The 21,865-nt window shown below is 67.7% G+C and carries 22 protein-coding genes; 5 read left to right on the top strand and 17 right to left on the bottom strand.

Translation table 11 applies throughout. The features are described 5' to 3' along the window. Positions 1-725: 725 nt before the first annotated feature. Both MMF96_RS18345 and MMF96_RS18340 read left to right on the top strand, forming a co-directional pair. Positions 726-1,190: a hypothetical protein gene (locus MMF96_RS18345; protein ID WP_256884353.1), complete on the top strand. Its 465-nt coding sequence runs from the start codon at positions 726-728 to the stop codon at positions 1,188-1,190. Between the two features lie 498 nt (positions 1,191-1,688). Then, positions 1,689-1,949, top strand: coding sequence for a hypothetical protein (locus MMF96_RS18340; RefSeq protein ID WP_256884352.1), 261 nt, complete (start codon positions 1,689-1,691; stop codon positions 1,947-1,949). A gap of 156 nt (positions 1,950-2,105) precedes the next feature. Here MMF96_RS18340 and MMF96_RS18335 read toward each other — a convergent pair whose 3' ends face one another. The 9 genes from MMF96_RS18335 to MMF96_RS19975 form a co-directional block, all read right to left on the bottom strand. Beyond that, on the bottom strand, positions 2,106-2,828 hold the full coding sequence (locus MMF96_RS18335) for a glycosyltransferase family 2 protein (RefSeq protein ID WP_176616656.1): 723 nt from the start codon (positions 2,826-2,828) through the stop codon (positions 2,106-2,108). After that, a complete protein-coding gene (locus tag MMF96_RS18330; RefSeq protein WP_176616655.1) occupies positions 2,825-4,183 on the bottom strand; it encodes a bifunctional PIG-L family deacetylase/class I SAM-dependent methyltransferase in 1,359 nt (452 codons plus the stop codon). The genes MMF96_RS18335 and MMF96_RS18330 overlap by 4 nt, the downstream gene beginning before the upstream one ends. Further along, a complete protein-coding gene (locus tag MMF96_RS18325; protein WP_256884351.1) occupies positions 4,177-5,295 on the bottom strand; it encodes an acyl-CoA dehydrogenase family protein in 1,119 nt (372 codons plus the stop codon). The genes MMF96_RS18330 and MMF96_RS18325 overlap by 7 nt, the downstream gene beginning before the upstream one ends. 75 nt (positions 5,296-5,370) lie before the next feature. Next, complete coding sequence (locus MMF96_RS18320; protein WP_176616653.1) at positions 5,371-5,640, bottom strand: hypothetical protein; 270 nt, start codon at positions 5,638-5,640, stop codon at positions 5,371-5,373. A gap of 54 nt (positions 5,641-5,694) precedes the next feature. Next, positions 5,695-6,102 carry a hypothetical protein gene (locus tag MMF96_RS18315; RefSeq protein ID WP_256884350.1) on the bottom strand — a complete coding sequence of 136 codons (408 nt, stop codon included), beginning with the start codon at positions 6,100-6,102 and terminating at the stop codon, positions 5,695-5,697. Between the two features lie 158 nt (positions 6,103-6,260). Next, positions 6,261-7,184: an SDR family oxidoreductase gene (locus tag MMF96_RS18310; RefSeq protein ID WP_256884349.1), complete on the bottom strand. Its 924-nt coding sequence runs from the start codon at positions 7,182-7,184 to the stop codon at positions 6,261-6,263. After that, a complete protein-coding gene (locus MMF96_RS18305) occupies positions 7,162-7,344 on the bottom strand; it encodes a hypothetical protein (RefSeq protein ID WP_176616650.1) in 183 nt (60 codons plus the stop codon). Before MMF96_RS18305 ends, MMF96_RS18310 begins: the two co-directional genes overlap by 23 nt. Before the next feature lie 145 nt (positions 7,345-7,489). Beyond that, a complete protein-coding gene (locus tag MMF96_RS18300) occupies positions 7,490-8,632 on the bottom strand; it encodes a glutamate--cysteine ligase (protein WP_256884348.1) in 1,143 nt (380 codons plus the stop codon). A gap of 285 nt (positions 8,633-8,917) precedes the next feature. Further along, positions 8,918-9,223 carry a hypothetical protein gene (locus tag MMF96_RS19975; RefSeq protein ID WP_371130930.1) on the bottom strand — a complete coding sequence of 102 codons (306 nt, stop codon included), beginning with the start codon at positions 9,221-9,223 and terminating at the stop codon, positions 8,918-8,920. Between the two features lie 132 nt (positions 9,224-9,355). Between MMF96_RS19975 and MMF96_RS18295 the strand changes: the two genes are divergently transcribed. Beyond that, entirely contained in the window at positions 9,356-11,128 is a 1,773-nt protein-coding gene (locus MMF96_RS18295; RefSeq protein WP_176616648.1) for a glycoside hydrolase family 15 protein, read from the top strand. 51 nt (positions 11,129-11,179) lie between these two features. Here MMF96_RS18295 and MMF96_RS18290 read toward each other — a convergent pair whose 3' ends face one another. The 7 genes from MMF96_RS18290 to MMF96_RS18260 form a co-directional block, all read right to left on the bottom strand. Beyond that, the gene (locus tag MMF96_RS18290; protein ID WP_176616647.1) at positions 11,180-12,283 is read right to left on the bottom strand and encodes an enolase C-terminal domain-like protein; all 1,104 of its coding nucleotides are present in this window, start codon (positions 12,281-12,283) and stop codon (positions 11,180-11,182) included. 1 nt (position 12,284) lies between these two features. Continuing rightward, a complete protein-coding gene (locus MMF96_RS18285) occupies positions 12,285-14,078 on the bottom strand; it encodes a thiamine pyrophosphate-requiring protein (protein ID WP_256884347.1) in 1,794 nt (597 codons plus the stop codon). A gap of 12 nt (positions 14,079-14,090) precedes the next feature. Then, positions 14,091-15,740 carry a GMC family oxidoreductase gene (locus MMF96_RS18280; RefSeq protein ID WP_256884346.1) on the bottom strand — a complete coding sequence of 550 codons (1,650 nt, stop codon included), beginning with the start codon at positions 15,738-15,740 and terminating at the stop codon, positions 14,091-14,093. Then, positions 15,737-16,399: a gluconate 2-dehydrogenase subunit 3 family protein gene (locus MMF96_RS18275; protein WP_176616644.1), complete on the bottom strand. Its 663-nt coding sequence runs from the start codon at positions 16,397-16,399 to the stop codon at positions 15,737-15,739. The genes MMF96_RS18280 and MMF96_RS18275 overlap by 4 nt, the downstream gene beginning before the upstream one ends. Then, entirely contained in the window at positions 16,396-16,878 is a 483-nt protein-coding gene (locus MMF96_RS18270; protein ID WP_218063046.1) for a hypothetical protein, read from the bottom strand. The genes MMF96_RS18275 and MMF96_RS18270 overlap by 4 nt, the downstream gene beginning before the upstream one ends. A 65-nt stretch (positions 16,879-16,943) precedes the next feature. Next, complete coding sequence (locus MMF96_RS18265) at positions 16,944-17,276, bottom strand: hypothetical protein (RefSeq protein WP_176616643.1); 333 nt, start codon at positions 17,274-17,276, stop codon at positions 16,944-16,946. Continuing rightward, positions 17,273-18,361 carry an SDR family oxidoreductase gene (locus MMF96_RS18260; RefSeq protein WP_176616642.1) on the bottom strand — a complete coding sequence of 363 codons (1,089 nt, stop codon included), beginning with the start codon at positions 18,359-18,361 and terminating at the stop codon, positions 17,273-17,275. Before MMF96_RS18260 ends, MMF96_RS18265 begins: the two co-directional genes overlap by 4 nt. Before the next feature lie 758 nt (positions 18,362-19,119). Here MMF96_RS18260 and MMF96_RS18255 point away from each other — a divergent pair. After that, positions 19,120-19,278: a hypothetical protein gene (locus tag MMF96_RS18255; RefSeq protein WP_176616641.1), complete on the top strand. Its 159-nt coding sequence runs from the start codon at positions 19,120-19,122 to the stop codon at positions 19,276-19,278. A gap of 126 nt (positions 19,279-19,404) precedes the next feature. Next, the gene (locus tag MMF96_RS18250) at positions 19,405-20,073 is read left to right on the top strand and encodes a type 1 glutamine amidotransferase domain-containing protein (protein WP_309145240.1); all 669 of its coding nucleotides are present in this window, start codon (positions 19,405-19,407) and stop codon (positions 20,071-20,073) included. A gap of 1,002 nt (positions 20,074-21,075) precedes the next feature. Here MMF96_RS18250 and MMF96_RS18245 read toward each other — a convergent pair. Further along, positions 21,076-21,483: a hypothetical protein gene (locus MMF96_RS18245; RefSeq protein ID WP_176616640.1), complete on the bottom strand. Its 408-nt coding sequence runs from the start codon at positions 21,481-21,483 to the stop codon at positions 21,076-21,078. Positions 21,484-21,865 lie beyond the last annotated feature (382 nt).

Raw genomic sequence — 21,865 nt, 5'->3', positions numbered from 1 at the left:
CACGCTCACAACAGGTCGGAACAACCACCGAGAAGGAGGAAACCACACCCGAACTCGGCGCACTCAGCGCCTAAGAAAACCAAGGATCACGCGGCAACCGCGTTACACCACCCATTTGGACTTGACCGCGCCCCTCGGAACCGCCGAATTGACTTCGGTGCAAGATGTCGACCCAGTGGAGAAATTTTCCCGGTGTACGCGTGGAGACAATAATCAGCGGGGGACTCTCATGTTGCCCACTTGCCCTTGTTTTGAACCGCCTGGTTTTATAGGCTGAAACATGGTCCATTGGAGCGCCCGCGAATTGGTGATTGCCGGCGCTCCGATGGAATTTTGGCCTTTGGCGTGCACGCGTTTTACCCGCCTGCTGCAGGCCTGCAACCGCGAACCTGCCAGGCCGTCATCGGGTGGGCTGGCGGACGCGGCATATCCATCCGGCCAGCTGCCATTGTGGCTGGACGGCGTTCCCGGGGGCACTCCTGCGGGCTCGTGCGTTGCAGCAGGGGCGGCCCCAAAAAATGGGAGTCATTCTGGCCCGACGGTCCGAACGTCCGGTCCCGGCATGGGCCGCGGTGTACCGATCCGCGAAGTTCCCGTCCGCCGGCACGGCATCCCCACCCGCAAGTCCATGCACGAACATCTCGGCTGCGCTGGGACTGGGCTGGCATCCAGCGAGGTGCGACCCGGTCCAGCTGCAAGGCAGGATCTGGAAGGAAAGGCAGACAATGTCCACGATTCAATGGGTTTTGACCATTATTGGCATCATCGTCTTGTTGATCATCATTGCAGTGGTGGCCGCCGCCGTGCGCAGGCGGAGCCGTCGTCACGTGGAGGAACAGCGTGAGAGAGACCGGGAGCAGGCTGCCGAGATGCGGATGGAAGCCAAGGAAGCCGAGCTGAACGCACGAGCGGCGCAGGTCGAGGCTGTCCGCACCGAGGCAGAAGCGGACCAGGCACAGATCGACGCCGAACGGCTGAGGATGCAGGCCGAGGAGCGGCGCACCGCGGCCGATGACCAGACTGCACAGTCCGTTGAAGGACGCCGCCGCGCCGATGCCGTTGACCCTGACGTGGACCAGGCAGCGGTGGACTTGCCTACCGCCGGGCCGGACGGCGTGGCTTCTCATGATGTTGACAGCCGCCGCGGAGACGGCCGGCTGCCGGGCCAGGACACCGGGAATCCAGGCTGAGGCAGGGTGGGACGGTTCCTTCCGCACCCCTCCCGGGCGGACTGCCAAGGCTACTCGGGCCTGCACCCTGACGACGGCGGACGCCAGAGCCCCTTCTACATGCTTGGGCAGGGCGCGTAAGCGGCCGAAGGGCTCCGCAGCAAGGAACCGGGGACGGCGGCATCATCCGGCGCGTCGCAGGACGTGGGGCTAGCCAGGCTACGGCCCGGGGCCGGCGCATCACCGCCGCGAAGACCCTCATGCGGTACGACAGCCATACCATTCCGCGGGCCTGGGCGCACGCGGGTTCACCTCGCACGCCAATGCGCACATCCACGCCACCGGACTGGATGCCGCAGGGCGAACCCAGTACATTTGCCAACCCCACATTCGGGACATCCGTGACGGCGAGAAGCACCTCCGGTCACGGGCCTGCGCACGGCGGTTGCCGGCCATGCGCAGGATCGTCTCGCGTGATTTGGAACCCTAATTTGGAACAAGGAGTCGCCGGCCGCCGTCGTGACCCGGCAGCCGGCGTCCGGCCCATCGACCGGGTCCGCCTTCGAGTCGGCGGGGCGGCAAAAATGGCGTGGGATTTCCAACGCCGACGTCAATGGCAACTGGGGTGGCATCGCCGGAAACGAATTCACCGCAAAGGACTTCCGCACCCGGCAGCGCACGGCCGGGGCGGCACCTTCGCCGGCCTGCTCCTTCCGCTCCGGCGCCGCATCCCTCGGGGCCGTGACCGCAGCCGGCCGCGAGGCCGGGGAATGGCTGTAAAACATCCCGGCCAGGGCCGGGGATTCATGGGTGAATCCCCGCGTCATTGGGCCGGTTGAACAGGATTCGTCGCCGCGCCGGACGCCAAAGGGACCGCGCAGTCCTGCCGATCCGGCCCGTCAATACGGCGCCGTAGCGGGGGCTGCGGTCCTGCCGTCAGGGCGCCCGGGAGGGCTCCCTGCCCGGGTCCAACGCTGCCAGGAAGGCCGCGAAGCCGCCGTCGAGGCGTCCGTGCCGCCGGCCGGAGGTGGTGACGCGGCACGAATCCGTGGCAACAACGGCATGGCCCCTGGCGCGTGCCAGGGCTACGAAGTCCCTGTCCTCATGCAGGGCCTGGTCGGCAAAGCCGCCCAGCGCCTCAAACACGTCGGCGCGGAACCCCATGTTGGCCCCATGAACATGCGGATGCCCCTCGCCCAGGTCATGGCAGGCGAACCACTGTGCCAGGGCGTGACGGCCCAGGTCGGCGGCGGCGGGCTCGACTGTGCCGGTCAAAACATCTGCGCCGCCCGTGGCGAACGCATGGTGGCGCACCAGCCACTCGACCGGGACGGTGCTGTCCGCGTCGGTAGTGGCGATCCAAAGTTGCGACGGCGGGACGCGCGCCAGGGCCAGGGCGGCAGCCACGCCGGCGTTCCGTGCGCCGCCAACCCGTCCGGCACATACGGTGCCCACGCGCACCGTGGGGTGGGCCGCCAGGATTTGGGCTGAATGGTCGGTGGTGCTGTCCAGTACCACCGTGAGCGAGGCCAACACCTCGGGGAGCAGACCGGTGAAGCGCTGGATGGCGGAGTTGAGGGCTTCGAGCGTTCGCGGCAGCAACAGGGCCTCGTTCCGCGACGGCACGACGACGGCGATCTCCCGGATGGCCCTCGTCATGGTAGCGCCCGGATGCGGAACGTCTCGAGGACAAAGTCGTCTTCCGAGTAGCTGCCGGCCAAGGCCAGCCGTGGATCTGCCCGCAACAGGCGGTGGACGTCGGCACCGTCCAGCGGCCACCCGGAGATGGGATGGCGCCAGTGGCACGCTGCCAGGACACCGTCCGGCAGCGTCGATGCGGCCACGTGGTCGAGGAGGCGGCCCAGGCCTGTTTCGGAGAAGTAGTAGCCGGTTTCGGAGAGGACGAACAAATCGAAACGTCCCTCCGGCCAGTCCCCGGGAAGGAGCGCCTCCACGATGTCGGCATTCGACAGGGCAGCCGTGCGGCCCCTGGCGGTGGCGACAGCCTCGGGGCTGGCGTCGACGCCCAGAACGTGTGCGCACCGCAGCGCCAGATCGGCCGTCAGCGCCCCTGTTGAGCAGCCAAGTTCAAGGGCGGACTCAAAGCGTTCCCGGGGCAGCACGGCCAACAGGAGCGAGCGCTTCCGTTGTTCATACCAGGAACCGGGAGCCCAGGGTTCGGCGCCGCAGGCGTGGACGGCGTCGAACTGTGTCCGCAGCCAGCCGGGGTAGGCGGGGCCTTCGCGCGTGAAATGCCCTGCCGTGTCGATGAACGTCTCGAAGGGGCGGTGGAAGTGTGAAAGCACGCCCGGGCCGAGCAGGGGTTCGTCGCCGGATGCGGCGGACAGAGGCGCGATTTGGCTGGTGTGGCCCTGGATTGCCGCGGCCTTGGCTGCTTGTTGCTGCCTGGTCAGGTCGAGCCGGCGGAGCGCGGGCCACGGAACCTGCCCGTGGGCCGGAGTGCCCCAGTGCCACAGCCATATCGGGTACTCCAGCAGCAGGCTGTTGGTGGCCCGTGCGGCCCTGGCCGCGGCGGAACCTGCCGCGTCGTGGTCCGTGTGGCCGTCACCTGACCACGGTGCAACGATCAGGGTGCCGTGGCTGCCGGACACGGCGGCGATGATCTCACTTTCCAGTGCCTTTCGTTGTGCGTGGACGCCGCCGTCGGGGATGTCGAGGAAACGGTGCACCGCGGCCGGGGCAACAGCCGCCAGGGCCTTTCGCAGCTCGACGGCGCGGACAGCTGCGAGGTCTTCCGGGGTGTGCGTGGGGGAGTGGGGGTGTGAATTTTCACCCCACGTTGCCACCAGCACCTCGATCGGCACCTGGTGCGCGGCTGCGTGCTGGAGCAGGCCGGCCGCGCCGAGCGTCTCGTCGTCGGGGTGCGCCGCGAGGACCACCAGCTTCGGCACTTCCGCCCAGTCAATGGCCAGCCCCAACATCCGTGCGATGCGCGGACTGCCGAGCCATTCGGACTCGGCAGTCGTGGGCTGGTCGTGCGTGAAGGCTACCATGGCGGGGTTCCCGCCCCCATGGCGGCCAGGATCATGGCCCCGTGCGCGGCGACAGAGCGTTCAGCGTGGTCCTGGCGCATATACAGTTCAAGGTCCGCCACGCGCTGTGCGTGCCCTTGCTCGAACGCCAGGGGTTCCGGGCCCATTCCATGCGCCGCGACGGCCTTGACGGTCTCCGCCGCGCCGACGGCCGCGGCCCGCACCCGGCCCGCGGCGAGGGCGGCGTCGCGCGACGCTTCTCCCATGGGCGCATCCATGCTGTCGGCGAGGCCGGCCGCCGACTGGAATACGGAGCGGGCCGCCCACAGGGCCTGGTCGGCACGGCCCAGGTGCCACAGGGCGATCTGGTCCGGTTTCCGCGAACGGCAATGTTGGAGGAGGCGCCGCGCAAGCGAGGTCGCTGCCCCCTGCCAGACCGCAGCGACGCCGGCTCCGCCCCAGGAAAAGCCGGGCCGTTGGACGTACCAGCCGGGCCTGCCCACGGGAAGTGCACGAACCCCGGTCAATGACAGGCGCCGGCTGGGCACCCGCGGCAGGCCCAGTGCCGTCCATGGCGGGCCCGAGCTCGCCACCCCAGGGTCACGCAGGTCAATGGCGAACAGCCTTGCGCCGTCGTCGGCTTGCGCCGTGATGAGCGCATGGCTGAGGCTGTCCGCGAGTGAGCACCACGGCTTTTCCCCGTCCAGCTGCCACGTGCCCGCATTTTGCCTGGCGAGCAGTTGGGGCCCCGGACCCTGCGCCGCGTATACGCCCCAAGTCCTGCCGTCGGCGTGCAGTTCCGCGCAGCCGGCCTCGGCCAGGATGGCGAGGGCATCCAGGTGCGGCTCGACAATGCGGGCCGCGGTGAGGTCGGCAGCGCCCAGTGTTGCCAACAACTGCCAACGCCCGAGCGTGTTTCCACGCTGGGGCAGTGCTGCGGTGCGGCCCAGGCTGCGGGCCAATTCCAGCATGCGGTCCACGTCCCCCTGGCAGGACAGCGCGGCGGTGTGGCTCGCATCCAGCGCCGCCATGACGGCGGGCGGCGGCGCCGCGCCCGCGTCCAATCGGACGCCCAGGGACGTAGGGGTGTGTGCCTCATGCGGTTCGTTTGGTGCCGGGGTCGGGACAATCACGGGAGCTGCTCCTCATGGTGGAAGTGAATGCTGACGGACAGCCGGTGCGGGCGGTGCCATGGACCTCTGGGGCCGCTACTCTCCGGCTGCCTCCCCTGGAGGCTCAGAGGAGAAGGACTCCCGTTCCCGCCGTGTGGGACCGGCGTTGTCCCCGTCGAGCGGGGCGTCCGTTGAAGGCGCTTCCGCCTCCGGTGGCGGCCCCCACGGCGTCGGATCCGCGGACCCCGCGTCTGTCGCGCCGCCTGGCGGGACCTCGCTTTCGGGGGTGGGCGCGCCGTAGCCCGACTCCTCGGGTGCACGGGGCTGCGTCGGTTCGCTGCCGTTGGTCTCGTCGTTTGTGTTCACTGCCTGCTCCTCGATCGTTGTGGAATCTTGTCTTTTGGTTGTTCGAGCCGGCCACTACTGCGAGGGGCCGGAAGGAAGGGCCCCGCCTTCGTCGCTCCAGTCCTGGCCGAGGTCGTCGTTCAGGGCCGGGTCCGACTCGACGTCCGGGGCATGGTCAATTCCGCGGGGCTGGGGTGCCGTGCCGGACGCCGCGGTGGTCTGCACGGTTGCAGGGCCGCCGGCATTTTCCATTGCCTGATCGGGGCCGGTGAACTTGCCAATCACCCGGGTTCCCAGCTTGGCGGCCCCCTCTTTCAGGGTTTCCCCCACTTGGGTGACGGTGTCCTGCACCTTCTCCGTTTCCCACAGGGAACGGGCAGTGTTTTTAAGGTTGTCAAGGTTTTCGTAACCACGGCGCCCGGCCCTTGTGCCCAGCACATACCCTGTGCCCAGCCCCGCAATGAATGCCAGTTTCACTTTCATGGACAGCTCCTTGCCTTAAATCGTTCAATTGCCGGAAAGTGTCTCCCCGGGGACCTTCGGTTTCACCCCGGCCACACGGACCTGAAAAGCGCCGCCCGGGAGCCTGTGCCCGCCCGCAGGAGTCGCTTCCGCGCGCTGGCAGCGGCTTCCGGGCGTCCTCATCCCAAGTAGCGCCCGCCGGTGACGCCGATGACGGTGCCGGAGACATAGGTGCTGGACGGGTCCGCCAGGTAGACGTAGGCCCCGGCGAGTTCGGCCGGTTGGCCGGCCCGCCCCAACGGCGTGTCGTGCCCGAAGTTCCTGATCTTTTCCACGGGTTGCGTGGGCGGTTGGAGGGGGGTCCAGATGGGCCCCGGGGCGACGGCGTTGACCCGGATGCCCCGTTCACCCAGGGAACCGGCCAAGGAATGGGTGAGGCTGACGATGGCCGCCTTTGTCGCCGCGTAGTCAAGCAGCGTGGACGACGGGTGATAGCCCTGGATTGACGTTGTGTTGATGATCGATGCACCGGGGTGAAGGTGCGCCAGTGCTGCCTTGGCCAGCCACAGGAGTGAATACACGTTGGTTTCAAAAGTCCGCTCCAGTTGGCTTGTTTCCAGGTTTTCCAGGGAATCGACCGACATTTGGAAGCCGGCGTTGTTCACGAGAATGTCGAGTCTGCCGAGGGTTTCCACCGTTTGGGCGACGGCGTCCTGGCAGAATGACTCGTCCCGCAGGTCTCCTGGCAGGGCCAGCGCCCGCTGGCCGGCGTCCTCGACCAGTTGCACGGTTTGCGCGGCGTCGCTGTCTTCCTCTGGAAGGTGGGTGAAGGCGACGTCGGCTCCTTCCCGCGCGTAGGCGATGGCGACGGCCCGCCCGATTCCCGAGTCGGCTCCCGTAATCAGGGCGGCCAGTCCGTCCAGGCGGTGGTTGCCGTGGTAGCTGCCTTCGCCGTGGTCCGGGACAGGGTCCATGGCCCCGGTCCAGCCGGGATAGTCCTGCTGTAGGCCGGGAAAGCGTTCGCTGGCGTAGGCCGTGCGCGGGTCGGTGAGCGGAGCGTGACCACCCGACGCCGGAATGTCACTTGTTGGTGGCAGGGACATGGGGACTCCTTTCACTGGTGGCCCCGGTGGCGCCCGTGCCGGGCCAAATGACGCGCGCCGCCTCGAAGGGGTCGCCGTAGTCCCAGGCCGGGTCTTCACGGTTGGGGCGCAGACGCGGGCCGGAGGAGGTGTGGGAAGGGCTGTCTGGGGATTTCGACATCACGGGATCCTTGATCTTCACGAATTTTCGTGTGCGAGTCGCTGAAAAGCACTCTGCAGCCGGCTGCTCGACCCCCGGCGGAAACCGCCGATAGACCACACTCTAGCGGGGAGCCGCGGCTCCTGCCACCCCCTCCGTGCGACCTTCAGGACGCTTCCGGTGCCTTCGGTCCTTGACCGGGACGCCCGCCCTGGGTCTCGCCGATGGCTGCCAGAACGACTTCGGCCCGGTCCACGTGCCGGGCAAATTCTCGGCGTTGCCAGTCCGCACCGGTGCCGCGCGTAAGGCTGCGGTGGAGCAGGTGCCGGATCCGGGTTCCTTCGCTGCCCGGGCCCAGGGCGGCGGACAGGTGCGACAGCAGGCCCGCGGCGACCTGTGCTGCCGGAACGGGGCGAAAGGAACTGGGGTCCAAAAGTTCGCTGCCGAGTCCGTTCCGTGCGGCCAGCCACATTGCCGCGCGCAGGAGCGCTTCCGGGACCGCCGGCGGCGCGACGTCCGCGCGCCACTGTGCGGCGGCCGTCTCCACGAGTGCCCGTGCGAGGCCGGCGAGCACTTCCGCTGTTGCCACGTCGAGGCATACGTCGGCGACGCGGATTTCCACTGTCGGAAAATGCCGCGACAGCCGGGCGTCAAAGTAGACCATGCCCGGATCCAGCAGTACTCCGGTGTCCAGCAGGCTGTCCACCAGGCGCCCATAGGCGCGTGCGGAGCCGAAGATCGGTGTGGGGCCCGTTGTCGGCCAGCGGTTCCAGACCCTGGAGCGGAAACTCGAATAGCCCGTGTCGTTGCCGTTCCAGTAGGGCGAATTGGCACTCAGGGCCAGTAGGAACGGCAACCATATGCGGATGCGGTCGAGCACGCCCACGCCCTCGTCGTCGGAAGCAACCTCCACATGGATGTGCATCCCGCACGTCAACTGCTCGGCTGCCACGAGCCCGTGCAGGTCCGCCATCCGCCGGTACCGCGGGGTGGTGCGCAGATGCGGGGTGGCTGGCAGCGGGGAGGTGGCCAGGGCGGCAATCCGGGCCCCGCCAGCCTGCGCAGCGGCATCAGCGGCGGCCCGGCCCGCGCGCAGCTGGTCGGCCAGCACCGCCAAGGTCCCGCAGGGGTCCGTGGAGACCTCAAGCTGCTCCAGCTGCAATTCGCCGGTGACGCGTGCCCCCGCGCCGGCGGGCTGCCAATCCCGTTCCGTGGCCGGCATCGTCAGGACAGCAGAGGCCGCGGGCACAGGGCAGCCAGTGAGGGGATCCACGAGGAGAAATTCCTCCTCAACTCCGAACGTGCGCATCGCGGTCCCGCCATTCCCGAAGTATCCGCATGGAACCGCTGAAGTGGTGTGGGGCGGTCAACGGCGTGGCCGGGCCCGTCCTGCTTAGAGGGTAGGCCCGCCATGGTCGCTTGTCCATGCTTTATTGTCCGCGGTGTCCAGTCTTCCCGGACCCTGTCATGTTCGACGCGCAAGCCGGGCCGGACGGTATGCCGACGCCGCCGGACCTGGCGCCCTTCCCCCCGCCATAACGTCTGTTGGTGTGATTGGCCATGAGGCGTTCGAGCCACAGCTTCCGGCTGAAATTCATGGCTGGCTCACAGGGCTGCGCAATGGCGGGTTCCGGGCGTGCCAGGCGGGGCGCCTGGCAGCGTCCGTACCGGCCGGGGAACCGCAGTGTGGTCCAGCCGTGCGGGCAAGGACGAGGCCACGTCGCCCCAGCTGCGGGGCGGCCGCCCGGGGACGGGACCTTCCCCGCGCCGGGTATGGGGCCGCGGTGGTTTTATTCGCGTTGTTCTGGCTCCAGTCCACAACCACCTTCCTGGCCTGCAGCTCGCTGCGCATCCGCGAAATGACCGGTTCGGGGTGGTCCTCTTCCAACGCACGCTGCATTCGGCCAATCCGGCCCAGCCAGGTCAGTGTCGCCAGGTCGTTGACGGGCGGTTACACGTGGGAGTGGTCCATGTGCTTTTGGGTGGTGCGGGGATGCTGGCCGCCGCGTTGCCCAGAGTTTAGACTCGCAGCATGTTGCACGATTCGAATGAACCCTTCCCGCCCCACGTGCTGCGCGAGTACGCCATGCTCGCTGACGGTGAACGGGGGGCGCTTCTTGGCCCGCGCGGCGACGTGGTGTGGATGTGCGCGCCGCGCTGGCACAGCGGAGCGGTGTTCTCGGCCCTGATCGGCGGGCCGGGGGTATTTGGTGTGACTCCCACGGATCTGCACTCCGTCTGGGGCGGCAGTTACGAGGACGGGACGCTCATCTGGAACAGCCGCTGGACCACGAATGCCGGCCAGATCGGATGCCGCGAGGCCCTCATGTACCCGGGCGAGCCAGAGCGGGCCGTCATCCTTCGCCGCATCCGCGGCGTGGCGGGTCCGGCGCGCGTCAGGGTGGTGTTGGACGCCCGTGCCAACTTCGGCCGGCACCGGATGACCCGCCTGTCATTGTCCGAGGGGGTATGGACGGCGCGGTCTGGGGACCTGCGCATCCGCCTCACCGGGGCGGCGGGGGCCCGGATCGACGACGGCGTGTTGTCGATGGAGGTTGATGTTGAGGAAGGCGCGGAACACGACCTGGTGCTGGAAGTGTCCTCGGTGCGCCTTCCACGCACCCCGCCGGATCCGGACGCGTCCTGGATTGCGACCGAGGAAGCCTGGCGGAAGGCCGTCCCGGGCATGGGCAACACCATCGCGCCCGACGATGCGCGCCAGTCATATGCCGTCCTGCGGGGGATGACCGGGGCGGATGGTGCCATGGTGGCCGCGGCGACGATGGGACTGCCTGAGCGGGCCAACGCGAACCGCAACTACGACTACCGCTACGCCTGGATCCGCGACCAGTGCTTCGCCGGCGAGGCCGCGGCCGCCTGTGGCGCCCTTGATTTGTTGGATGATGCTGTACGCTTCGTGACCGGAAGGCTGCTCGCCGACGGCCCCCGGATGAAACCGGCCTACACGGTTGACTGTGGCAGGGTTCCCGATGAAGTCGAACTGGGGCTGCCCGGCTACCCGGGAGGTTCCAGCAAGGTGGGCAACTGGGTCAACAAACAATTCCAGCTTGACGCCTTCGGGGAGTGCCTGCTGCTCTTTGCGGCCGCCGCCGGGCTCGACCGGCTGGAACTGGACCATTGGCGCGCGGTTGAGACGTGCATAGCCGCGATAGAGGAGCGCTGGCGGGAGCCGGACGCCGGGATCTGGGAGCTGGACAACCGGAGGTGGGCGCATTCGCGGCTGATTTGCGTGGCCGGGCTGCGTGCCATCGCGAGGCACGCGCCTGCCGCCCAGGGTTCACAGTGGGCTGTTTTGGCGGACGTGATCGCCGCCGACGTGTCCGAGGATTGTCTCCACCCGACCGGTCGGTGGCAGCGGGCGCCCGGGGATGAGCGGGTGGACGGTTCGTTGCTTATGCCGATTGTTCGCGGGGCCCTGACGCCCGACGACGTCCGCAGCGCGGTGACGCTCTCTGCCATCCATCGCGAGCTGGGCAGGCAGGGGTTCCTGTACCGCTTCAGCCAGGACGCCCGGCCGCTGGCCGACGCCGAGGGCGCGTTTCTGCTGTGTGGTTTCACCATGGCGACCGCGCTGCACCTCCACGGGGAGGAAAAGGAAGCGGTTCGTTGGTTCGAACGGAACCGTGCGGCCTGCGGTTCGCCGGGCCTGTTTACGGAGGAATACGACATCGAGCAGCGCCAGCTGCGCGGCAACTTCCCGCAGGGCTTTGTCCATGCGGCCATGTTGGAAGCCTCCCGGCGCCTTGCCGAACCGGGAGGCGGGCATGCCCCGATCGACATCTGACCAGGCCCGGTCCGGGGGAAGCGGCACCTCTGGGCCGGAATGAGGGGGCGCTTAGGCGACCCGGTATTCCTCCATCGCGCCGGTCCGGACGGCCAGCCCGTTGCCCGGCTCCGTGGAGGGGCGCAGGGCCCCGCCGTGCGGGTCAAGGCAGCCCTCGAAAAACAGGTTTTCGATGCGGACATGGTCATGGAACCATTCCAGGTGCCTGAAGTTGGGGGTGGCTGCCGCGGCATGGACGGTCATGTGCGGGGCACAGTGGCCGGATATTTCCAGGTTGCAGGCAGCCGCGAGCGCCGCAATGCGCAACCACTCGCTGATGCCTCCGCACCGGGAGACGTCGGCCTGCACGCAGTCCAGGGCATCCGCGACACACATGCGCCGGTAGTAGGCAAGGTCCGTGCCGTATTCGCCCGCGGCCACGTCTGCGTCCACGCGTTCGCGGACCTCGCGCAGGCCCGCAAGGTTGTCCGAGGAGACGGGCTCCTCAAACCAGCTGATGTCCAGCTCACGAACCTTGGCCATGATCCGGATGGCCTGTTTTGCCGTGTAGGCGCCGTTGGCGTCGACGAACAATGCCGCATTGGGGCCGATGATGTCGCGGGCCTGGCGCATCCTCTCCACGTCCCGCCCTTCCTCAGTGCCAAACGACTCGCCGATCTTCATCTTGGCCCGGGGGATTCCCTGGCCGTGAACCCAGCCGCCCAGCTGCCCGGCGAGCTGGGCTTCGTTGTATGTGGTGAAACCGCCGCTGCCGTAGACCGCAACCTCGTCCCGCACGGCACCCAGCAGGCGGTGCAACGGCAGGTGGAGCAGCCGGGCCTTCAAGTCCCAGAGCGCGCAGTCGGCCGCTGAGATGGCGTAGGCGGCCATCCCCGGACGCGGGGTGTTGCGTGTTGCCTGCGCCATCGCCTGGGCGGCGCGGCCGACGTCGAGGGCGGGCAGGCCCTGTACCGCAGGGGAGAGGACTTCCCCGACGAGAGCCGAACATGCGGCGGGGCCGTACGTCCACCCCAAGCCTGTCACGCCGCCGGCGCTCGCCTGCACCAGGACCAGGGTGGTGGAGTCCCACGCAAAGGTGCCGTCCCCCTCCGGGGCGTCGGTGGGCACTTTATAGGCTGCGGTTTTCAGTTCCTCGACGGCGGGGTCCGCGTCCATCTCAGCCCTCCTTGTGGGGGAGGGCCTCCTGCAGCTTGGTCTTCACTCCCTCCTTGATGAAGCCCCAGGCGCTGGAGTCGCCCTTGAGGACCGACTTGGCGCTGTCCATCGCCTGCTCCAGCGTGGCGTGTGGCGGGATGGGCGGAATGTCGGGATCGACGTGCACGTCCAGCACGGTGGGCCGGTCTGCCGCAAGGGCCCGTTCCCAGGCCGGTCCGACGTCGTCGGGGCTTTCCACCGTGATGCCCTGCAGCCCGATCAGGTTGGCGAATTCGCCGTACGGCACGTCCGGCAGGGTCTGCGACTCCTCAAAGGCCGGTGCGCCCTCCATGGCGCGCATCTCCCAGGTGACCTGGTTCAGGTCGTCGTTGTGCAGGACCGCCACGATCAGGCGAGGATCGGCCCACTCCTGCCAGTAGTGCTTGATGGTGATCAGCTCCGCCATGCCGTTCATCTGCATGGCGCCGTCACCGGCGAAGGCGACGACGGGGCGCTCCGGGCAGCCAAACTTCGCCCCGATGGCGTACGGCACGGCAGGACCCATGGTGGCCAGCGCGCCGGACAGGGAGCCGCGCATGGCATCGCGGAAGCGCAGCTGGCGGGCGTACCAATTGGCGCTGGAGCCCGAGTCGGCCGTGACGATGGCATTGGACGGCAGCCGCCGCGACAATTCGGAAAACAGCATCATGGGGTTGATGGGATTCGCGGAGACGTTGGCCTCCATGTCCATCGTTTCCCACCAGCGCGCCACGTTGTCCTCGATGGTGGTGCGCCAGGAGGTGTCTTCGCGGGGACGTAGCAGCGGGATCAAGGCTTCCAGCGTCGTTTTGGCGTCCCCGACAATGTTGCGCTCGTACCCGTAGCGGAGGCCAATCATTTTCGGGTCAATGTCGATCTGCACCGCCCTGGCCTGCCCTGGTTTCGGCAGGAACTGGGTGTAGGGGAAGCTGGAGCCGACGGTCAGCAGCGTGTCGCAGTCGCGCATCATTTCGTAGCTGGGCCGCGTGCCGAGCAGTCCGATGGAACCGGTGACGTAGGGAAGTTCGTCGGACAGGACGTCCTTGCCGAGCAGCGCCTTGGCCACGCCGGCGCCCAGCAGGTCCGCCACCTCCATCAGCTCCGCCCCGGCGCCCTTGGCCCCGGTGCCGACCAGCATGGCCACCTTCCTGCCGGCGTTGAGGATGGCGGCCGCCTCCCGGATGCCCGCGGCGTCGGGGGTGATGGTCGGCCACTGCACGCCAAGGCTCGAAGGGACCATCTTAAACTCGTGGGTGGGGGCGGAATAGGGCAGTTCCTGCACGTCGGAGGGAATGATGATCGCCGTCGGCGCCCTTTCGGCCAAGGCGATCCGGACGGCGCGGTCCAGGACGTTGGGCAGCTGTTCGGGGACGGTGACCATTTGGACGTAGTTGTTGGCGACGTCCTTGAACAGGCTCAGCAGGTCCACCTCCTGCTGGTACGCGCCCCCCAAGGCGCTTTGCGCCGTCTGGCCCACGATGGCCACGACGGGCACATGGTCCAGTTTTGCGTCGTACAGGCCGTTGAGAACGTGGATGGCGCCGGGTCCCGAGGTCGCCATGCACACGCCCAGGCGGCCCGTGAACTTCGCGTAGCCCACGGCTTCAAAAGCGGACATCTCCTCGTGCCTGGACTGGACGAACTTGGGTTTGTTCCCTGCCCTGCCAAATGCGGCGAGCGTGCCGTTGATCCCGTCGCCGGGGAACGCGAACACGTGGTCCACCCCCCATTCTCGCAGGCGGTTGAGCAGGAAGTCTGCAACTGTTTGCTTGGCCATGATGGTGTCCTTTCAGTTCGGCAGGTGACCGGTGCCGTTTCGGCTGGCGGCGATTAGCCCCGCCGCCGTGCGGGCGGCGATGGCCATGATGGTCAGGGCCGGGTTGGCGCTGCCCTGCGTGGGAAGCACGCTCCCGTCCACGATGAGCAGGTTCGGCACGGCGAAGCTCACACAGTCGGCGTTGACCACGCCGGCGTCCTGCGTCGCCGCCATGCGGGCGCCGCCGACCAGGTGTGCGTAGCGGTTGATCGTGATGACCTCCTCCGCGCCGGCGGCCGTGAGGATTTCCTCCATGCCGGCCTGCGCCGCGTGCATGAGCGCTGTGTCGTTCTCGCATTGGGAATAGCTGAAGTTCGCCACCGGCATGCCGCGGCGGTCCTTTTCCTCCGAAAGCGTCACCCGGTTCCCGGCCTGGGGCAGGAATTCACACAGGGCGCCCAGGCAGGCCCAGTGCACGTAATCGCTCATGTACTTGCGCAGGTCGGTGCCCCAATGGCCCTGTGCCATGATGTGCTCGGCCCAGGTGATGGGCAGCGGGGAAACCGTCTGGATGGAATACCCCCGCTTGTACGGCCTGGTGGGGTCGGTTTCGTAGAATTCCTCGCTGCTGACCTCCGGCGGCGGCGCCTTCCACATGCGCACCTCCTGCTCGAAGCGGCCTGCGGTCTGGGGCGCCCCTTGGACCATGAGGTACCGCCCCACCTGGTCGAAGTCGTTGCACAACCCGTCGGGGAACCGCTGTGAGGCGGAATTCAGGAGCAGCCTCGGCGTCTCGATGGAGTAGCCGGCGACGGCGACCATGCGGGCCCGCTGGAAATGTTCCGTGCCGCGGTGCTCGTAGTGGACCCCTGTGGCCCGGCCGGTGCGCCCGTCAACGGCGACGCGCGTGACCATGGTGTCGGCCCGGACCTCGGCTCCGTGGGCCAGGGCGTCCGGGATGTGGGTGATCAGCGGGGAAGCCTTGGCGTTGACCTTGCACCCCTGGAGGCAGAAGCCGCGGTAAATGCAGTGCGGCCGGTTCCCGAAGCGGCCGTTGGCGATGGCCACCGGCCCCACCTTCGCTGTGACCCCTGCCTTCAAGGCCCCGCGCAGGAACAACTCGCCGTTGCCGGAGACCGGATGTGGCCGGTGCGGGTAGCCGTGCGGATCCCCCCACGGCCAGTGTTCCCCGGCCACGGGCAGTTCCCCTTCAATGTCCTCGTAGTAGGGCCGGAGGTCTTCATAGCGCAGGGGCCAGTCGGCCCCCACGCCGTCCGCCGAGAGCGTGTGGAAGTCGCTGGGATGGAACCGCGGGACGTAGCCGGCGAAGTGGACCATGGAACCGCCCACGCCACGCCCTGAGTTGTTTGAGCCCAGCGGCACCGGGTCCGCACCGGAGATGACGCGCGGCTCCGTCCAGTACAGATCGTGGGAACCGGCCTCGTCGCTGACCCAGTCCCTCTCCGGGTCCCAAAACGGGCCGGCCTCCAGGACCAGCACACGCCACCCGGCCCGGGCCAGGCGCTGCAGCAGGGTGGCACCGCCGGCCCCGGCCCCCACGATGACCAGGTCCACTTCGTCGCCGTCGTCAAACCGTCGCATGCCGTCGCGCAGGCCCGGGTCGATGCCGGGGCGGGCGGGCAACAGCCAGGCGGACCCGTTGCGCTCCCTGACCCCCGTCATGATTGCCTCCGCAACGGGTCTTGGCGGGGCCGTGCATCAGCCACTTCGGTCGGCTCCCGGGCGTCCAGGCCAAGGTTTTTGTAACCGCGTGGATAGGCTGGGCCGGTGAAGCCAATCTCGTCCCACGCCCATGGATGTGAATAGAAGGCGGTGCAGCCGTAGCGTGTCCACAGGCTCCAGACATGGGACGCCGGCCATTCGTGCCAGTTGTCCTTCCCGAGATTTTGGACGCTTTGCAGGACCCGGTGCTGCTCGTGCCAACCGGCGCGCGCAAACGTGCTGCCGCAACGCAGCCGGGCGTCGTCGTCCAGCCAGGCCAGGGAGATTTTCCAGGCCCGGCCGTCCTCCGGCATCCCCTGGTAGTGCCAGCCGTCCGTGGCAGCCTCGGCGAGGCGGGCGTCCACCATTTGCACAATTGGAATGCGCGGTTCCTCTTTCTGGCCCAGCAGTTGGTTGAACAGCGCGTCCGCGGCGGCCTCTTCGGCCGGCGTCAGGTAGCGCATGTGTGGCTGGTTGCCCAGGCGCTGCATCACAACCGACTCCGTGGCAGGATCCCAGTTCCCGGACAGCTCCGCGGAGTGCAGTCCCGGGAACCGTCGCCCGCCGTCACGCTCTGTGAGGGGCAGCGCCTTGGAGCCCCCTGTCGCGGGGGCGCTCACCGTTCCCGCCTCAGGATGCCCGCCAGCAGCCCCATCGCCCCGACCATCGTGACCAGCAGCGGGGCGAGCAGCGGCGGACCCATCTCCATGTTGTAGCGCAGGTTGCCGAAGCCGCCTGGCTTCTCCGCAATGCCACGGGCGTGCAGCCAAGTGCCCTGGAGCCCGTTGGCCACAATCAGTGCGGACGCCACCGGCAGGGCCGTCTTCGCCATGCGCCGGCTGAAGAACCCTGCCACCCCGGCCGCCGCACCCACGGGGCCGAGGACAACGGGAGCCCACATCCAAGGGTCGCCGAAGCTGGCCTTGTCGTGCTCGAAAAAGATCTCCGCCGCCGTGACCAGCGATCCGACGGCGGTCACCGCGGACAGGGACCGCTCGAACCGGCCGGTTTCGATGTTGCGCACCATCCGGTCGATGCCGACCAATGCTTCGGCAACCAGTTCGGGTGATTTCTCGTGCCGGCTAAAAGGGGCGGTCATTGTGGCTCTCCTGTCAGTACCTTGTGCGTGGGTTGGGCGGGTTCCTGCGGCCCGCAGCGGACCGTTCATCTGTTCTCCAGCAGGGCGAAGGACCCGGCGATTACGGCGTCCCTCCGTGCGGGGCGGCGCAGGCGCCGGGATCCGGCGGCGAGGGCCACCATGGTGGCGCAGTGTGCGGCGTCGACGAGTGAAAACACCCGGTGCAGTCCGTGCGGGGCGGCCAGCCGGTCAGCGCCGGCCAGCAGCGCGGCCTGGGCCACGTGCCGGGCACCCAGGACCCGCACAATGGTGACGGCTCCCTTGGGAGGGGGGCCTCCTGACAGCACCCGGTAGACGCCCGACGGCCAAATCAGCTCGCACGCGCCATAGCAGGCGCGCACGAGCTCCAGCGTCCTCATCGCAACAGCCGCCGCACCAGTGCCAGTGCCGCGGCGGCACCAACGAGTGCCGTCCCGGACACCAGCAGCCCGTGATGCTGGGAGGCCCACAACTGGCTGCTGGCGGGGGCTGACCTGTCGTCAAAAGCGCCGTGCGCGCCGAAGTCGCGTTCGACGTCGGCCGGTTCCCACAGGTTGGCCGGCTGGTCCGCCGGCTTCGCCTCATCGGTCTGTTGTGATTCATAGCCTGTGCGGGCCAGGTACCGGTCCAGTACGGCCGGGACGATGGCGTTGGCGGCGAGGACCTTCATGGTGCTGCCGCCCACCCAGTATTCGCGCCGCCTGGGATGGTCGGCCGCGTAGATCACGGCCCTGGCGGCCACCTCGGGCTGATAGATGGGCGGCACCGGCTGGGCCTTGCGTGGGAGCCGGGACAACACCCAGGAGAACTGGGGCGTGTTGACGGCCGGCATTTGGACCATGGTGGTGTGGATTCCGCTGCGGTCGTGAAGCAGTTCGCACCGCAGGGCCTCGTTGAATCCCTGGATGGCGTGCTTGGCGCCGCAGTAGGCGCTCTGCAGCGGGATGCCCCGGTAGGCCAGCGCGGAGCCCACCTGGACGATCGTTCCGCGGTTCCGGGGGACCATGCATCGCAGGGCGGCCATGGTGCCGTAGACGTAGCCCAAGTAGGAGACTTCGGTGACGCGCTTGAATTCGTCAGGGCTGATCTCCGTGAACGGTGCGAAGACGGACGTAAAGGCGACATTGACCCACACGTCGACGGGGCCGAGCTCTGCCTCAATGCGCGTGGCAGCTGCGTCCACTTCGTCGGCGACGGACACGTCCACTTCCAGGGGAAGCGGCGTCCCCCCGGCAGCGGCCACCTCTGCCGCCGCGGCCGTGAGCCCGGCTGTTCCGCGGGCCAGGAGCGCCACCTTGGCCCCCGTGCGGGCGAAGGCGACAGCGGTGGCCCGTCCGATCCCGCCGCTGGACCCGGTGACGACGACGACGCGCCCGGGAGGGCGGGCATCGGCGGCCGCTGTCGATGGGGCAGGGGAGGCAGATGCGCCGTGGTTGTTGGTTGCAGGTTCCGTGGAAGTGGTCATGGGACATCCTTCGGCAAGATCGCGGCGGTTTCCGGCCGGCGTTGCTTGCCGGCGATGTGGGGTGCCACGGTTGTGAACATGCGCCGCCAACCCTTTCAGGGGTGCTCGCGGCGGGCCTGGCGTATGACCTCAACTACTCTTGACGCTAGCGCTGACGCCGGTCCTTGTCCACAGCGGGTGGCCGGAGCGGCCAATGTCTGCGGGGCCGGGTTCGGATGCACGGCGGCCCTGGTGGTTGGCCTTTCCGGCCCCTGCGCATGCCGTCCGGGTGGCCACCGCCCCGGCCCGTGGACCCTGGCCGGGGCGGCACGGCGATCATGGGTTGCCCCCACCGTCGGGCGGTCCCTTCGTGTCAGCCGGCGGGGCTCGTCCATCACCTCAATCACCACAGCGTGTATCAACGCGGCGCGGACCCGTCGTTCCGGTCCTAACAGGCCCGTTTGCCTGCGGCGGGCCTGCTGGACGTGGAAGACAAAGCCACACTGGACCGGCGTTGACGTCCCTCCGGTGGATAGGCAAGTCATTGCGGATGGACGCGAATGGGAATAGCGTTGGAAGTCAGCCGCCATGGCGGCCAGGGGATGCGGGTTAGCACTGCCGGATGAATTCCAAGGCATGTACACCGCAGGTGGTCCGCATTCCATCAAACCCGGGAAGCAGCCCCGGCCATCACATCGACGCTGCCCGGCCCCGAGGTCGGAGCGGTCCTTGACAGTCCGGACCTCCGGGGCCGGCGCGGACGTAAAGGAGGTGGAAAAATGGTTGGGTTGATAGTGCTGCTCCTTGTCATTTGGGCAATCATTGCCATTCTCGGATTCACGTTGAAGGGCCTGATCTGGCTGGCAATCATCGGCATAGTGCTGTTCATCATCACCGGCGCCGTTGGTTGGACGCGCAGAAGCGCCCTGCACCGCTAGGACCATCGGCTCCACCTGAAGGGTGGACGGTCGCGGAAGGGAAGGGCTGGGGACGCCACCGGGTCAATCGTTCGTGCGTGTTCACGGTACCGGCCCGCGCCGGGCGCGGCGCCCTGAAGTTGCGCCGTGCCCGCGCAGCCCAACTGCTGCAGCCTGTACTTGGTCGTGGGGGCCAAGCATGTGGAAATGCGTGCCTGGGGAGGGCATATTCGCGAAGCGCAAGGTGAGGAGAGAAGTCTGATGTCGCACGAGTTGGATGGCAAGACCATTGTGTTTCTGGCCGCTGCCTCGGGTGTCGAACAAATCGAACTCGTGACGCCATGGGAGGCGGTCACCGCCGCCGGGGGCACACCCGTCCTGGTGTCGGACGTCCCCGGCGAGATGCAGGCATTCCACCACGATACCGAACCGGGGGACACGTTCCCCATCGACAAGACTGTTCAGGAAATCCCGGTGGAACGCTGTGCCGCCCTGGTACTGCCGGGCGGAACCACCAACCCTGACAAGCTCAGGCTCAGTCCGGAGGCTGTGGAATTCGTGGCGGCGGTCGTCGGGGCCGGAAAACCTGTCGCGGCCATCTGCCACGGTCCGTGGATGCTGGTGGAGGCTGATGTCCTTGCCGGCAAGACACTCACCAGCTGGCCGAGCCTGCGCACCGACATCCGCAATGCCGGCGGAACATGGATCGACGAGCCGGTGCATGTCTGCATTGAACATGGCTGGCCACTGGTGACCAGCCGCAGGCCCGATGACCTGCCGGCCTTTGTGACGGCGATGGTGACCGCGTTCACGTAGGTGTTTTGCCGCCCTGCCCTGACGGGACCGCCTGACGGGACCGGGGCGTGCTCGGCGGTGCAGCCACGGATGGACCGGCTGCCGTAGGGAAGCTTCCACTGGATGTCATCGTCGGGCCGGGCGGCTCGTTGTTCCTTGTCGGGCACGAGATCCAAATTGATGCCGCCGCCGGCTTACCGCATGACTTGACGACGGCCCTGGCCCAGGTCGGCCTGACCGGAACCACGGAGCTGATGGGGGACGCGGCGGGCCCGTTACTTTGGCCGGCTGGGTGACAGGCACGGTTGTAAGACGCCCTTCATCCTGGCCTCGGCCATCTACCTGGCCGGAGCATGCCAGATATTTCGCGTTGGCCGATGGCCCATGGGCGCGAGGATGAAACCGGGAGAATGGTTGGGAAGATCGAGTCGGACATCCGCACCTCCGACGGCGAACCTGCGGAGGTGGGCGAATCGGCGGCTCTGCAAGTATCCCCGCTTCCAGGCATTCCGTTCCGTGAGGTGACCTGGTCGTTCTGCTACAACGCAATTTTCTTCTCCGGGGCTCCAGTGTTGCGATGGTTCCACGGCGTATCGCCCAGCGGCATCACCTTTTATTCGTCCCCCCGCGGCGTGGGGCCTGGCGATCTCCGATTTCTTCGCCATCGGACAGACCGCCGGTGCCATTGTCCCTGTTCTTTATGACTCCATGAGTGGCGGTGGATTGAGCCGCTGGCCGCCGGTGACCCCCTCGGGGTGCTGTCTTGGCCGTCGGGGGAGGGGTCGCATTGATCTTCTGGGAGAAATCGGAAGGGGGCGGTAGCTTGCACCAATGGCCCCACCCTCTCCAAGGCCAAGGCGGCAGCGCAGAGTCCCGGGAAGCCCGGATCTGACGGCGAGACCATATAAGCAGTGTCCGTTTGGCCGGAACCGGAAACAAGGTGCCCGATCATTTCAAGGGTGATTGCGGTGGCCAGGACCGGGCGCAAGGTGAACCCGGCGCGGACCGCCTGGACAGGAGCCGTTACAGGGGACGCGCCAGCAGGAATCCACACCTGCAGCGCAGGATCCTCACGTCGCCCATGACACTGGAGCCCCTGGCCACGGATGCTTCCCGGGCGGTGTGCTCTCCATCCTGCTGCATGACTTCCCCGCAATGGATGTATTCGTGTCCGAAGTGCAGCACGCCGGGCCCCGCGGGCTCCATGCCAAGAAGGCCAGCTACCCGCCTGACCGTGGCAACGTGGGCGTAGAAGCCGTCACACATGGCGCAGGCGTACTCGACTTCCACAAGGTCCCGGTTCGCCGGCGACAGGGGTCCGATGGACTCAACCACAAGGTGCTCGTCCGTGTCGCAGTATGAACACCAAGGACTCGCATCGGGGCCTTCCGTGCTGCCGGAACGTTCGTCCGCCGCGGGGGCGATCGTCATGGCTGCCTCTTTGAGGGCCCACAACTTGAGAGGGAATAAGGTGGTGAAGCGCTCCGCCTTCGCCCCGATTCAAGTCTCGGGAGAGGCCGCAGGATGGCGCCACGTTCATCGAGCAATGGATCTTCTGCAATCATCATCGGAAGCCTAACCGTGGAAGCAAAGCATGGAGGGTTGAACCTCCACCGTCTGCTTAGGCGGCCAGCGCCCGTGCTGGCAACTACATTTTAGCGTGGGCTGTTTTCTCCGTCCATGCCTCGACGAGACTCATGAAAAGTGCTCGCGTAATGGGGTGCGTGCCTCATTTGGGAAGTGCTCGCGAAATCTCTGGTGCATGTTCGGGTGCTTTGGTGTGCTGGAGGGATGGGCTACAGGGTGTCGTTGT

It is taken from the genome of Arthrobacter sp. STN4, from assembly GCF_024539665.1.
GTDB lineage: Bacteria > Actinomycetota > Actinomycetes > Actinomycetales > Micrococcaceae > Specibacter.
The sequence above is the reverse complement of the archived record's forward strand: the minus strand, read 5'-3'. Positions and strand labels throughout refer to the sequence as shown.

What these genes read in the sequence shown, in the direction of transcription:
- MMF96_RS18285 (WP_256884347.1), bottom strand. Translation starts at nt 14,078, where the DNA reads ATGGCCAAGCAAACAGTTGCAGACTTCCTGCTCAACCGCCTGCGAGAA.
- MMF96_RS18270 (WP_218063046.1), bottom strand. Translation starts at nt 16,878, where the DNA reads ATGACCGCCCCTTTTAGCCGGCACGAGAAATCACCCGAACTGGTTGCC.
- MMF96_RS18295 (WP_176616648.1), top strand. Translation starts at nt 9,356, where the DNA reads ATGTTGCACGATTCGAATGAACCCTTCCCGCCCCACGTGCTGCGCGAG.
- MMF96_RS18260 (WP_176616642.1), bottom strand. Translation starts at nt 18,361, where the DNA reads ATGACCACTTCCACGGAACCTGCAACCAACAACCACGGCGCATCTGCC.
- MMF96_RS18300 (WP_256884348.1), bottom strand. Translation starts at nt 8,632, where the DNA reads ATGCGCACGTTCGGAGTTGAGGAGGAATTTCTCCTCGTGGATCCCCTC.
- MMF96_RS18255 (WP_176616641.1), top strand. Translation starts at nt 19,120, where the DNA reads ATGGTTGGGTTGATAGTGCTGCTCCTTGTCATTTGGGCAATCATTGCC.
- MMF96_RS18345 (WP_256884353.1), top strand. Translation starts at nt 726, where the DNA reads ATGTCCACGATTCAATGGGTTTTGACCATTATTGGCATCATCGTCTTG.
- MMF96_RS18305 (WP_176616650.1), bottom strand. Translation starts at nt 7,344, where the DNA reads ATGTCGAAATCCCCAGACAGCCCTTCCCACACCTCCTCCGGCCCGCGT.
- MMF96_RS18290 (WP_176616647.1), bottom strand. Translation starts at nt 12,283, where the DNA reads ATGGACGCGGACCCCGCCGTCGAGGAACTGAAAACCGCAGCCTATAAA.
- MMF96_RS19975 (WP_371130930.1), bottom strand. Translation starts at nt 9,223, where the DNA reads ATGCAGCGTGCGTTGGAAGAGGACCACCCCGAACCGGTCATTTCGCGG.
- MMF96_RS18315 (WP_256884350.1), bottom strand. Translation starts at nt 6,102, where the DNA reads ATGAAAGTGAAACTGGCATTCATTGCGGGGCTGGGCACAGGGTATGTG.
- MMF96_RS18330 (WP_176616655.1), bottom strand. Translation starts at nt 4,183, where the DNA reads ATGGTAGCCTTCACGCACGACCAGCCCACGACTGCCGAGTCCGAATGG.
- MMF96_RS18310 (WP_256884349.1), bottom strand. Translation starts at nt 7,184, where the DNA reads ATGTCCCTGCCACCAACAAGTGACATTCCGGCGTCGGGTGGTCACGCT.
- MMF96_RS18245 (WP_176616640.1), bottom strand. Translation starts at nt 21,483, where the DNA reads ATGACGATCGCCCCCGCGGCGGACGAACGTTCCGGCAGCACGGAAGGC.
- MMF96_RS18280 (WP_256884346.1), bottom strand. Translation starts at nt 15,740, where the DNA reads ATGACGGGGGTCAGGGAGCGCAACGGGTCCGCCTGGCTGTTGCCCGCC.
- MMF96_RS18265 (WP_176616643.1), bottom strand. Translation starts at nt 17,276, where the DNA reads ATGAGGACGCTGGAGCTCGTGCGCGCCTGCTATGGCGCGTGCGAGCTG.
- MMF96_RS18335 (WP_176616656.1), bottom strand. Translation starts at nt 2,828, where the DNA reads ATGACGAGGGCCATCCGGGAGATCGCCGTCGTCGTGCCGTCGCGGAAC.